Source organism: Klebsiella sp. I138 (assembly GCF_051131765.1).
Lineage (GTDB): Bacteria > Pseudomonadota > Gammaproteobacteria > Enterobacterales > Enterobacteriaceae > Klebsiella.
In genome coordinates this window covers 517,597-529,875 of record NZ_CP180447.1, presented here as the reverse complement: position 1 = coordinate 529,875, position 12,279 = coordinate 517,597, and the positions used below count along the sequence as shown (strand labels likewise).

Genomic DNA, 12,279 nt, shown 5'->3' with positions numbered 1-12,279 from the left:
TGCTGAATCGAAGCAACCTGTAGGTAAAACGCGCGCATCTGGTTTTTATTTACGCAAAGCCCGGCAGATCAAATTCGACAGCAGTTCAAGCTGGCGCGCCAGTTCTATCGTTAGCCAGACGTAGCCATGAATCGGGGTTTCCGACAGGCTATCCCCCTGATGCTCTTTCATCAGCTCACGCAGCTCAGCGACGATATCGTTAAGCTTTTCCGTATTGGCGCGAATCGGCTGCGGGTTACCTTCATACAACGCATGCGCAATCGTCAGCAGCGTTTGCTGAGTCATCTGCTGGGTTTCACGCAGCGTATGGGCGTTTAGCATCACAAAGTGGCCGGGACGCGAGCTCCAGTAGGCGTTGATCTGCAGCTCCAGCATGCATACCAGGTTGCGGCTCACGGTTTGAATCGCTTCGAAGATGGCTTTCTGGATGTGGGTTTCCTTGCTTGCCGGCGTAATCAACCCGCGCATTTTCACCACATCGTTAAGCACTTTTTGCAGATGTTTTTCCAGCCGCGGTCTTTCCACCAGATTGGGAGAGAACCCGGCCTGATAAAGGCGGTTGAAGGCGGTGACGTAGTTTGCCATCTGGATTCGCCAGTGCAGGAACGCCCGCTGCGGCCAGATACCGGTGAATAGCATCGCCAGCAGAGAGCCAAAGATAACGTCGCCGCTTCGCCAGAGTGCGGTGTGCATATCCCCGGGCGGCGCGCCGACGACCACCGCCAGCGTAATACCGATGAGCAGCGCCTGATAAGGCTTTTTCCCCAAGGCGAGCCAGCCGCAGAGGAACATCGCCACCGCGCACCACAGCACCATAATGGGTAAGGAGATAAGCTCAAGTTTTAACGCAACCAGCCCGAGCGCCGAGCCCAGGATAGTCCCGCCGATACGCTCAAAAGCGCGCGGCACCACGTTACCCCAGAACGAAATAGGCCCCATCACCACCACAAGGGTGATCAGAGGCCACGTTCCTTCCGGTACATGCAGCAGACGAACCAGTAAAAAAGTGAGGACAAAGGCCAGAGCAATTCGAATACCATGCACCACGCGATAGTGGCGATACAGACGGATTTCGAAAGGCTTAAGTGATTTATCAGCGCGCACAAACCTCTCCAGCAAACAAACAGCAGCAGGAAGCAAAGGCCAATTGTAACTGCTTTTTCAGCGTAAGCAGCACGCTAATGTAAAAAACCTTGTCCGTAGAATGGATATGCGCTTATCGCGCGACGCGTTCGACCGCGACATACATTTCAATGTCCCAGTAACCGTCCTGACTGCCGTCGTTCAAATAGCGTTCAAAGCAGGGTTTCTCCGCCATCTGATACTCTTTGCTCTGCACCAGGCTATTGAAGAATGCAAGCCACGGCGTGGAGAAGTCATGATTTTCTACCCGCGCGCTGGCAATAGCGTACTCGCCCCCCGCGATCTCGGTGAGAATCACCCCTTCGCTGTTGGTTGGAATCACAAAATTATCTGCCACGGTAACCACCGTATCGCAGCGCAGCTTCTCCGGCGGAACCTGATCGGGATTGTCATAGTAAACGGCCAGCCACTCCTGCGCCGGAACCTGGCTGCCGCTGACCCAGGCCATCAGTTGCTCAAAACCCTGCTTAACGGTCTGCTCCCAGGGCCCCACCATATGAAAACCGGCAACGGTACGTTTGCCGACGGACTTCACGCTATAGTGCATATTGCCTCCACCATTGATAACAACTGTATAAATGTACATACACTGTAGCCAGGTGATGCACATCAGTATGTGCGCTGATTCACAGAGTGGCCAATGCAGGCTGGCAAATTATGAGCAAAAAAAACGCCCCTGTCGGGGCGTTGCGGTTACAGCGCGTGGTGTAGATAGTCGCTCATTCGCGAGAACACCCCGCCCTTGCCGACGCTTTCCAGCGTCACCAGCGGCCAGTGGGCAACCACTTTGTCGCCGTCATACAGCGAGATTTCGCCGACCCGCTGGTTTGCAGCAATCGGCGCTTCGAGATCTTTTTTGTCCAGGACGTATTTTGCCTTGATACGCGGCACTTCCGACTTCGGCAGCGCCAGCCAGAAATCCTGATCGGTACCAAGCTGGATTTGGTCTTTATCACCGTACCAGATGTGCTCGCTACCCAGCTTCTTGCCCTTTTGCAGCACCTGGACGGTATCGAAATTTTGCTGGCCCCAGTGCAGCAGTTTAGCCGCCTGCTGCTCGCGTCCTTTCGGACTATCGGCCCCCATCACTACCGCAATCAGACGTCGCTGGCCGTCTATTGCAGAGGCGATCAGGTTAAAGCCGGCGCCGGAGGTATGGCCGGTCTTCAAGCCATCGACGTTCATGGTTTTATCCCACAGCAGCCCGTTGCGGTTTTGCTGAGTGATCCCGTTCCACGTCAGGCTTTTTTGACTGTACATATGATAAACATCCGGCTCGCCGTGGATAATCGCCCGCGACAGCACGGCAAGATCATACGCCGAGCTGTGCTGGCCCGGCGCATCCAGGCCGTGCACGGTTTCAAAGTGGGTATCCTGCAGGTGCAGTTTTTTGACGTACTCATTCATCATGGCCACAAACTGCGGCTGACCACCCGCGACATAATCGGCGAGCGCCACGCAGGCGTCGTTGCCGGAGTCAACGATCAGGCCGCGGCTTAAATCCCGCACGCTGAGCCGATCGCCAGGCTTAAGGAACATCAGCGACGAACCGTCAAAAACAGGGTTGCCTTTCGCCCAGGCATCACGGCCGACGGTGACAATATCGTCAAAGGTGATCTTGTGGCTGTCGATAGCGCGATCGACAACGTAACCGGTCATGAGCTTCGTCAGACTAGCGGGGTTACGCTGCTGATGTTCATTACCTGCCGTCAGTACCTGGCCGGTCGTATAGTCCATCAGTACCCAGGAGCCCGCCTGGATGGACGGTGGCGCCACGGTGACGGGGAAATCATTAGCAGCAAATGCGCAAGAAACGCTCGAAGCGAGCAAAGTTACAGCAATAAAAAAACGGCCTTTCAACGGCATATCCTCTAAATTGACAGATCCGCCGTCCTTTTTACGGAAGTTCTCCTTTCAAATCAGGGTTTAATTGCAAGAAAATATGACACGGCAAAGGTGCAGTACGGCCAATGCCCTTCTGATGGCCTGGCAAATCGTTTACCATATCGGGTGCCAGCCACCATGGAAAATGAACAGACTATGCAAGATAGCGCCAACCAGCCCGGATTTTTATTCCACGATTACGAGACCTTCGGTACCCACCCTTCGCTTGACAGGCCGGCCCAGTTCGCCGCCATTCGCACCGATGCGGAACTGAATATCATCGGTGAACCGGAGGTTTTCTACTGCAAACTGGCCGACGACTATCTGCCGCAGCCGCAGGCGGTGATGATTACCGGGATCACCCCGCAGGAAGCGAACGCCAAAGGCGAGAACGAAGCCGCCTTTGCCCGCCGCATTCACGATCTGTTCACGGTGCCAAAAACCTGTATCGTCGGGTATAACAACGTGCGCTTCGATGATGAAGTCAGCCGCAATATTTTCTATCGTAACTTTTACGATCCATACGCCTGGAGCTGGCAGCACGACAACTCTCGTTGGGATCTGCTGGATGTGATGCGTGCCTGCTATGCACTGCGCCCGGAAGGGATCAACTGGCCAGAGAACGATGACGGCCTGCCGAGTTTCCGCCTTGAGCACCTGACCGTCGCCAACGGCATTGAGCACAGCAACGCCCACGACGCGATGGCCGATGTTTACGCCACCATCGCAATGGCAAAACTGGTCAAGGCTCAGCAACCGCGTCTGTTCGACTACCTCTACAGCCATCGAAACAAGCGTAAGCTGGCAACGCTTATCGACGTTCCGCAGATGAAACCGCTGGTCCATGTGTCCGGCATGTTCGGTGCGGCGCGCGGCAACACCAGTCTGGTCGCTCCGCTGGCCTGGCATCCGGATAACCGTAACGCGGTTATCATGGTCGATCTGGCCGGCGATATGACGCCGCTGCTTGAATTGGATGCCGATACGCTGCGCGAGCGTCTGTACACGCCAAAAGCCGAACTGGGCGAGCTGGCGGCGGTACCCATTAAGCTGGTCCATCTCAATAAATGCCCGGTGCTGGCGCAGGACAATACCCTACGCCCGCAAGATGCCGACCGCCTGGGGATTAACCGTCAGCGCTGCCTGGATAATCTGCAGCTGCTGCGTAGTCATCCGCAGGTACGGGAAAAAGTGGTGGCCATTTTTGCCGAAGCGGAGCCGTTTGTTCCTTCCGACAACGTCGATACACAGCTCTATAACGGTTTTTTCAGCGATGCCGACCGCGCGGCGATGAAAATTGTCCTGGAAACCGAGCCGCGCAATCTTCCGGCGCTGGATATTACCTTTGCTGATAAGCGAATAGAACGACTGCTGTTTAACTACCGTGCCCGTAACTTCCCCGGCAGTCTCGACGAGGCTGAGCAGCTGCGTTGGCTAGAACATCGTCGCGAGGTGTTTACGCCGGAGTTTTTGCAGGCCTATGCCGATGAGCTGCAGATGCTGTATCAGCAGCATGAGCAGGATAGCGAAAAGCTGGCGCAGCTGAAGGCGCTGTGGCACTACGCGCAAGAGATTGTTTAACGGAAGGGAATGCCCGGAGGCAGCGCCTGAGGCGCCTTGTCCGGGCGATAAAGCTCACTGCGGTGTGGTCGCCCGGAAAGATGCGCAGCATCACTTCCGGGGACATTTTAGCCTTTAGCGCGGCTGGCGATAATCGCCTCAGCTACGTTGCGCGGGGCCTCCGCGTAGTGATGGAACTCCATACTGTAGGTCGCTCGTCCCTGCGACATCGAACGCAGCGTAGTGGAATAACCAAACATTTCAGCCAGCGGGACATCCGCGCGAATAATCTGACTGCCGAAACGTTCTTCCATCCCCTGCACCATTCCGCGACGAGAAGAGAGATCGCCCATAATATTCCCGGCGTACTCTTCCGGCGTTTCCACCTCCACATGCATCACCGGTTCAAGAATGACTGGATCAGCCCTGCGCGCCCCCTCCTTGAAGCCGAAAATCGCCGCCATGCGGAAGGCCATTTCCGATGAGTCGACGTCATGATACGAACCAAAAGTCAGGGTCGCTTTGACATCCACCACCGGATAACCGGCCAGCACACCGGTACCCATTGCTTCACGCAAGCCTTTCTCCACGGAAGGGATGTATTCCCGCGGCACCACGCCGCCTTTCGTCGCGTCTTCAAACGTAAAGCCGCTCCCCGGCGCCAGCGGTTCGAGCGTCAGGACAACATGACCATACTGCCCTTTCCCGCCGGACTGACGAACAAACTTCCCTTCTACCTCTTTCACCGTTTTACGCAGGGTCTCGCGGTAGGTAACCTGCGGACGGCCGATATTGGCCTCCACGCCGAATTCACGCCTCATGCGGTCGACGATAATTTCCAGGTGCAGTTCGCCCATCCCGGAGATAATCGTCTGCCCTGACTCTTCATCGGTATGCAGACGGAAGGAGGGATCCTCAGACGCCAGGCGCTGCAACGCAATCCCCATTTTTTCCTGATCCGCTTTCGTTTTCGGCTCAATCGCCAGTGAAATCACCGGTTCCGGGAACTCCATTCGCTCCAGAGTGATGACCGCATCCGGGTCGCACAGCGTGTCGCCAGTGGTGACATCTTTCAGCCCGACGCAGGCGGCAATATCCCCGGCATGCAGCTCATCCACTTCATGGCGATCGTTAGCATGCATCAGCACAATACGCCCGATACGTTCTTTCTTACCTTTGACCGGGTTGTAAACCGCATCGCCTTTTTTCAGGGTGCCGGAATAGACACGAATAAAAGTCAACTGGCCGACGTACGGGTCAGTCATCAGTTTAAATGCCAGCGCCGAGAACGGTTCCTCGTCGCCAGGATGGCGCTCCGCTGGCTGCCCTTTCTCATCAACGCCTTCAATCGCCGGGACATCCTGCGGCGATGGCATCAGTTCGATCACCGCATCAAGCATCCGCTGTACGCCTTTATTTTTAAAGGCACTTCCGCACAGCACCGGCTGAATTTCACCGCCGACGGTGCGTTTGCGCAGACCGGTCACGATGTCGGCCTCGCTCAGCTCACCGGTTTCAAGGTATTTATCCATCAGCGCGTCGTTGGCTTCCGCCGCCGCGGATACCATTTTTTCCCGCCACTGCTGCGCGGTTGCCAGCAGCTCATCCGGCACCGGCGCATAGCTGAAGGTCATCCCCTGGGTTGCATCGTCCCACAAGATGGCGCGCATTTTGATGAGATCCACCACGCCAATGAAGTGCTCTTCTGCGCCAATCGGGATCACTATCGGCACCGGATTTGCCTTCAGGCGGTCAATCATCATCTGCACGACGCGGAAGAAATCGGCGCCGGGGCGGTCCATTTTATTGACGAAGGCCAGCCGCGGGACGTGGTATTTATTCGCCTGCCGCCACACGGTTTCCGATTGCGGCTGCACGCCGCCGACGGAGTCGTAGACCATGACCGCGCCGTCCAGCACACGCATAGAGCGCTCGACTTCGATGGTGAAGTCCACGTGCCCCGGGGTGTCGATAATATTGATACGATGCGGCTCAAAGCTGCGATCCATCCCCGGCCAGAAGCAGCTCACCGCAGCGGAAGTAATGGTAATTCCGCGCTCTTGCTCCTGCGCCATCCAGTCAGTGGTTGCCGCGCCATCGTGTACTTCACCCAGTTTGTGGCTCATTCCGGTGTAAAACAGAATGCGCTCGGTGGTGGTGGTTTTACCGGCATCGATATGCGCGGAGATACCGATGTTGCGATAACGTTCGAGGGGGATGGGTCGGGGCATGATGCGTCCTTAGTCATTTTTGACTGTCAGTAAGCGGCCAAATTGTGCCGCAGAGTAGTTAACAGCAGCTATCATAGTACAATTGTACGAGTATATTCGAACTATTTTTTACTATCACAGCGATTGGTAACAGAGCGGCTTGCACGCGTGGCTTTAGACCTCCAGTTTGGATATATTACCAGGCAGCCGCCGATACGGGCTGCGGCTCCCGGGAGCCGCGCAACCGCCGACACAGGAATATTATGATCGCCAATCACCCCGAACGTGAACACATTCGCCTGGAAAATGTTCTTTTTGCCCTTGGTAACCCGATGCGTCTGGAGATCGTTCGCATCCTGGCCGATGGCAGTGAACAGAGCTGTAACGCCCTGCGTCATGAAGATGTGGCCAAGTCGACAATGACCCACCACTGGCGCGTCCTGCGCGATAGCGGCGTGATCTGGCAGCGCCCGCAGGGGCGGGAAAATATGATTTCCCTGCGCAGGGACGATCTCGATGCCCGCTTTCCCGGGCTGCTGGATACACTGCTTTACGTGATGCGGCAAGAAAGCTAAAGCATTCCTTCCTCAGTACATCCCGGAGGCGGTGCACCGCGCCAGTCCGGGCTACCGCTGGTCCGCAGCCCCTACCCCGTTTTACCACCCCGTAGCCCGGTCAGCGCAGCGCCACCGGGTAAAACAGGCAAAAAAAAGCCGGAGGTTTCCCTCCGGCTTTCTTATCACGTTGAGTGATTAAGCGATGTCTTCGTACTGCGGCACCGGGTTGCGGAAACGACGGGTCACGCAAGCCAGATAGACCAGACCAATGGTGCCCCAAATCAGGCCCAGAACCATAGAGCTCTGTTCCAGGTTGACCCACAGGGCGCCAACGGTCAGTGCACCACAGGTTGGCAGCACGAGATAGTTGATGTGGTCTTTCAGCGTCTTGTTACGCTTCTCACGGATCCAGAACTGTGAAATTACCGACAGGTTAACGAAGGTAAAGGCCACCAGCGCACCGAAGTTAATCAGCGCCGTTGCAGTCACCAGGTCGAATTTAATCGCCAGCAGCGCAATCGCACCCACCAGCAGAACGTTAAACGCCGGGGTACGCCATTTCGGATGAACGTAACCAAAGAAGCTGGACGGAAATACGCCGTCGCGGCCCATCACGTACATCAGACGCGACACGCCCGCATGCGCGGCCATACCGGAAGCCAGAACGGTCACGCTGGAGAAAATCAGCACGCCCCACTGGAAGGTTTTGCCAGCAACGTACAGCATGATTTCAGGCTGCGATGCATCCGGATCTTTAAAGCGGGAGATATCCGGGAAATACAGCTGCAGGAAATAAGACGCACAGATAAAGATCAGGCCACCGATCAGCGCAGTCAGGAAGATAGCCTTCGGAATCACGCGCTCTGCATCTTTGGTCTCTTCAGACAGCGAAGAGATACCGTCGAAGCCGAGGAACGAGAAGCACAGAATGGTCGCACCGGTAATCATCGGTACCACATGGGCGCCTTCAGACCAGAACGGACGGGTGCTGGCCAGCGTGCCGGCGCCTTCACCGTGCATGATACCGTAGATGATCAGGCCGACAATCACCGCCACAATACCCATTTGCAGAACCACGATCAGGGTATTGAAGTTCGCCACCGCCTTGATGCTGCGCAGGTTAGATACGGTCATAAAACCGACCAGAGCAACCACGAAGATCCACGACGGAACGGAAGGCATCAGCGCTTCAAAGTAAATTTTCGCCAACAGAATGTTGATCATCGGCATGAACAGGTAGTCCAGCAGCGATGACCAGCCAACCATAAAGCCAACGGCCGGGCTGATGGATTTCTGAGCGTAGGTGTAAGCGGAACCCGCTGACGGGAAACGACGAACCAGTTTACCGTAGCTTAGTGCCGTAAAAAGAATCGCGATCAGCGCGAAGGCGTAGGCCGTCGCGACGTGACCGTCGGTCAATCCAGAGACGATACCAAACGTATCGAACAGCGTCATCGGCTGCATATAGGCCAGGCCCATCATTACAACCGGAATCAACGTAAGCGTTTTACGTAATTCCACGCGAGAGGTTTTTGGAGTAGCGTTATGCGACATGGTGGTTATCCCCTTTTACGGCGAATGCCAGCGCGTAAGCAAAAAATTGCCCCATTTCAGTGTATTCCTCAGCGACAACGACTGTCGGTTTTTAGTAAATATCTATCCGGTACGAAGCCCGGCCTCTTGGTATTGAATGATGTGTCTTTAAAGCAAAAAAATAACCGACACTTTAAAAAGGGTCGGCTAATTTCTATTTTTTCAGGCCGCGTATTTTGCAACACTTACCGGCCAAATGACAAGATGTTGAAGAGCCAAATCTTCGCTACAATTACTTAACGGATTAATATTTATGCGATTTTATTATCATAGACCGTATGGATAGCATTATTTGCTAAAATTTCGCTGCGCCACCATGCGCAGGAAAGCCCGGCCGCGTCTTCATTCCAGCCAAGCCACGCCCGATGCGCGGGAAAATGAGAGACAACCTCTTTTTCTATCAGTTCGCCGCTGTCCAGTTGAGACTGTACCAGGTACTCTGGCACATACCCCCATCCCAGTCCCGCGGTAATCAACATCAGTTGACCGGGAAAATCATATGTCATCAGACTTTCCTGATCATCAACCGGCGGCCATTGTCCTTCGCTGACGATAGCCCGATAGTGTTTCATTGTCCGCCAGCTTAGCGGCGCGTTCATTTTTGCCAGCGGATGCTGTGGCGCGACGACAAAGATGTGCGCCAGCTCCCCCAGCTGGCTGAAACCATAACCGACAAGCGCAGGCGGGTCGCTTAATGCCCCCACCACGATATCTGCCCGCCCTTCCACCAGCGCATCCCACCCTCTGGCTGGCGTATCGCGCAAAAAGCGCAACCGGGCAACGGCATGCTGCTGATAGAACTGGCTTACCAGAGGCGCCAGTAAAATAAATGGAAAGGTATTATCCACCGCCAGCACCAGCGCATTTTCCCAGCCCTGATGCAGTTTAATGGCCTGTTTTTCCAGCTCGCGGGCGGTATGGAGGACTTCGCGCCCCTTTTCCAGCAGCATCTGTCCGGTGGGAGTAAAGCGTGCACGGTGGCCGCTGCGATCAAGCAGCTGAATATTAAGATCGCTTTCCAGCTTATGAATGGTATAGCTCAGCGCAGAAGGCGTTTTATAGAGCTTTGCCGACGCCGCGGCAAAGCTTCCTTCTTTTTCCAGCGCATCGAGAATGACGAGGACATCCAGCAGTGGTTTCATCGCCGCCCCCTTAGGTACGCGATTCCCCCGCTGGCGGATTACTCCATCGGCATCACCAGCGGGTCGGGGTACTGATAGTCAAACCCCAGTTCGTAGCAGATACGGTTACCATCGATGAGCTTGCCCGAGCCGCCGTTGGGGCTATCGGCAAACACCGGGGCCGGTAACCCAAGTTCACGGGCCATTTGCGGGTAGAAAACGCCGCGCGCCGGATGTTTGGGCGCACATATATTATAGATGTGTCCGCCCTTTGGAGCCTGTAACAGCAGCTCGATGGCTGAAATGACATCCTGCAGATGCACCAGATTCACCCCCTGCTGGCCGTCCGGCGCTGACTTGCCGGCAAAAAAGCGCCCGGGATGACGAGATGGCCCCACCAGACCGGCAAGACGCAGAATATCCACCGACGTACCCGGGAGATTATGCAGCCAGTCCTCCAGCTCTTTCAGCACCCTGCCGCTGGCCGTTTGCGGGTTGCGCGGTGAACTCTCTTTGAGCGTACCGTTTGTATTACCGTATACGGAAGTGGAGCTGGTAAAGACTATCCGCGGTATATGGTAGGCCAGCGCCGTATCGACGAGCTCCTGGACCGCCTGCAGATAAAAATCCTCTCCTGGCCCGCTGCGACGAGCCGGCAGCGTAATCACCAGTGCATCAACGTTCATCAATGCATCCAGATCTTCGGCATCGCAGACCAGCTGCGGTTCCAGGCGTAGCGGATAGCTTTCGATACCGCACATCCTTGCCGCCTCCACGCCATCCTGGGTGGTTTTGCTGCCGGTAACCTGCCATCCGCGCGCGCTTAATGACAAAGCGAGCGGCATGCCCAGCCATCCTAAACCGACAATTGCGACCTTTTTCATACCTGGCTCCTGACTCTTTCGCTGTGCAGTCTTAAGGCTACGCCAGCCAGCGGCAACTGACAATTTCTTCAGTGAAGATGAAATGAATTAATGATGGTAAAAAGCCCTTGCTTTCTGCGCTTGAAGTGGTTTAGGTTAAAAGGCATCAAATGCATAGTCATTCAAAGAGAATTTTATGAACTGCGTTCAATTTAAAAACCACCATCATCACCATCATCCTGACTAGTCTTTCAGGCGATGTGTGCTGGAAGACGATTAGATCTTCCAGAGGTGCATGAGCGCGAATAGAGCCCCCGGAAGATTTACTTCCGGGGGCTTTTTTTTGAACCAAATTCGGACAGATTCAGACAGGAATTAAGAGGAAAACAAGAATGTTAGACAACAGCCGTTTACGCATAGCTATTCAAAAATCAGGCCGCCTGAGCGAAGATTCACGCGAATTACTGAGCCGCTGTGGCATTAAAGTGAATTTGCACACCCAGCGTCTGATTGCGCTGGCGGAAAATATGCCGATCGACATTCTGCGTGTCCGCGATGACGATATCCCGGGCCTGATTATGGACGGCGTGGTGGATCTGGGCATCATCGGCGAGAACGTGCTGGAAGAAGAGCTGCTGAGCCGCCGTGCCCAGGGCGAAGACCCGCGCTATTTCACTCTGCGTCGTCTTGATTTTGGCGGCTGCCGCCTGTCGCTGGCCACCCCGGCGGATGAAAGCTGGGACGGCCCGTCGGCGCTGGACGGCAAACGCATTGCTACCTCTTACCCGCACCTGCTGAAGCGGTATCTGGATCAGAAAGGTATCTCCTTTAAATCCTGTCTCTTGAATGGTTCGGTTGAAGTTGCCCCGCGCGCTGGCCTGGCCGACGCGATTTGCGACCTGGTCTCCACCGGCGCCACCCTGGAAGCTAACGGCCTGCGCGAAGTGGAAGTCATGTTCCGCTCCAAAGCCTGCCTGATCCAGCGCGATGGTGAGATGGCCGATGCTAAACAGCAGCTGATCGACCGCCTGCTGACCCGTATTCAGGGCGTGATTCAGGCGCGTGAATCCAAATACATCATGATGCATGCGCCAACCGAGCGTCTGGAAGAAGTGGTAGCCCTGCTGCCCGGCGCTGAACGCCCGACCATTCTGCCGCTGGCGGGTGACAAACAGCGCGTCGCCATGCACATGGTCAGCAGCGAAACCCTGTTCTGGGAAACTATGGAAAAACTGAAAGCGCTGGGTGCCAGCTCCATTCTGGTCCTGCCCATCGAGAAGATGATGGAGTAATCCAGGCGCAACAGGCCCAACGGGCCTGTTTCAGAAATCAGACAGGGGAAATGACC

General features: G+C 55.4%; 12 protein-coding genes and 1 other annotated feature. Of the genes, 4 read left to right on the top strand and 8 right to left on the bottom strand.

Annotated elements, in window-relative coordinates:
• Nucleotides 1-45: 45 nt before the first annotated feature.
• The 3 genes from ACMYSK_RS02335 to dacD all read right to left on the bottom strand — a co-directional run bounded on the left by ACMYSK_RS02335 (nucleotide 46) and on the right by dacD (nucleotide 3,003).
• Nucleotides 46-1,104 (bottom strand): FUSC family protein, encoded by a 1,059-nt coding sequence (locus ACMYSK_RS02335; protein ID WP_434639929.1) that lies wholly within the window; start codon nucleotides 1,102-1,104, stop codon nucleotides 46-48.
• A gap of 112 nt (nucleotides 1,105-1,216) precedes the next feature.
• A complete protein-coding gene (gene sbmC, locus ACMYSK_RS02330; protein ID WP_434643772.1) occupies nucleotides 1,217-1,690 on the bottom strand; it encodes a DNA gyrase inhibitor SbmC in 474 nt (157 codons plus the stop codon).
• Between the two features lie 146 nt (nucleotides 1,691-1,836).
• Nucleotides 1,837-3,003 carry a serine-type D-Ala-D-Ala carboxypeptidase DacD gene (dacD, locus tag ACMYSK_RS02325; RefSeq protein WP_434639927.1) on the bottom strand — a complete coding sequence of 389 codons (1,167 nt, stop codon included), beginning with the start codon at nucleotides 3,001-3,003 and terminating at the stop codon, nucleotides 1,837-1,839.
• 180 nt (nucleotides 3,004-3,183) lie between these two features.
• Here dacD and sbcB point away from each other — a divergent pair, with 180 nt between their 5' ends.
• Nucleotides 3,184-4,608, top strand: a complete 1,425-nt coding sequence (sbcB, locus tag ACMYSK_RS02320) for an exodeoxyribonuclease I (protein ID WP_434643769.1) — start codon at nucleotides 3,184-3,186, stop codon at nucleotides 4,606-4,608.
• A 107-nt stretch (nucleotides 4,609-4,715) separates the two neighbouring features.
• On the opposite strand, the gene fusA is transcribed toward sbcB, so the two are convergent.
• A complete protein-coding gene (gene fusA, locus ACMYSK_RS02315) occupies nucleotides 4,716-6,818 on the bottom strand; it encodes an elongation factor G (RefSeq protein WP_434639925.1) in 2,103 nt (700 codons plus the stop codon).
• Nucleotides 6,819-7,060: 242 nt separating this feature from the next.
• Between fusA and ACMYSK_RS02310 the strand changes: the two genes are divergently transcribed.
• Nucleotides 7,061-7,372 carry an ArsR/SmtB family transcription factor gene (locus ACMYSK_RS02310; protein WP_434639924.1) on the top strand — a complete coding sequence of 104 codons (312 nt, stop codon included), beginning with the start codon at nucleotides 7,061-7,063 and terminating at the stop codon, nucleotides 7,370-7,372.
• A gap of 177 nt (nucleotides 7,373-7,549) precedes the next feature.
• Here ACMYSK_RS02310 and ACMYSK_RS02305 read toward each other — a convergent pair whose 3' ends face one another.
• The 4 genes from ACMYSK_RS02305 to ACMYSK_RS02290 all read right to left on the bottom strand — a co-directional run bounded on the left by ACMYSK_RS02305 (nucleotide 7,550) and on the right by ACMYSK_RS02290 (nucleotide 10,952).
• A complete protein-coding gene (locus tag ACMYSK_RS02305; protein ID WP_434639922.1) occupies nucleotides 7,550-8,908 on the bottom strand; it encodes an APC family permease in 1,359 nt (452 codons plus the stop codon).
• Complete coding sequence (gene yoeI, locus ACMYSK_RS02300; protein WP_099002043.1) at nucleotides 8,898-8,963, bottom strand: membrane protein YoeI; 66 nt, start codon at nucleotides 8,961-8,963, stop codon at nucleotides 8,898-8,900. Before yoeI ends, ACMYSK_RS02305 begins: the two co-directional genes overlap by 11 nt.
• A 235-nt stretch (nucleotides 8,964-9,198) precedes the next feature.
• Nucleotides 9,199-10,089: a LysR substrate-binding domain-containing protein gene (locus ACMYSK_RS02295; RefSeq protein ID WP_434639920.1), complete on the bottom strand. Its 891-nt coding sequence runs from the start codon at nucleotides 10,087-10,089 to the stop codon at nucleotides 9,199-9,201.
• A 38-nt stretch (nucleotides 10,090-10,127) separates the two neighbouring features.
• The gene (locus ACMYSK_RS02290; RefSeq protein WP_434639918.1) at nucleotides 10,128-10,952 is read right to left on the bottom strand and encodes an SDR family oxidoreductase; all 825 of its coding nucleotides are present in this window, start codon (nucleotides 10,950-10,952) and stop codon (nucleotides 10,128-10,130) included.
• A 175-nt stretch (nucleotides 10,953-11,127) separates the two neighbouring features.
• Between ACMYSK_RS02290 and hisL the strand changes: the two genes are divergently transcribed.
• Both hisL and hisG read left to right on the top strand, forming a co-directional pair.
• Nucleotides 11,128-11,178, top strand: coding sequence for a his operon leader peptide (hisL, locus tag ACMYSK_RS02285; protein ID WP_159775649.1), 51 nt, complete (start codon nucleotides 11,128-11,130; stop codon nucleotides 11,176-11,178).
• Nucleotides 11,154-11,276, top strand: a sequence feature (His leader region). It overlaps the preceding gene by 25 nt.
• 47 nt (nucleotides 11,277-11,323) lie before the next feature.
• Nucleotides 11,324-12,223: an ATP phosphoribosyltransferase gene (hisG, locus tag ACMYSK_RS02280; protein WP_434639917.1), complete on the top strand. Its 900-nt coding sequence runs from the start codon at nucleotides 11,324-11,326 to the stop codon at nucleotides 12,221-12,223.
• Nucleotides 12,224-12,279: the final 56 nt, after the last annotated feature.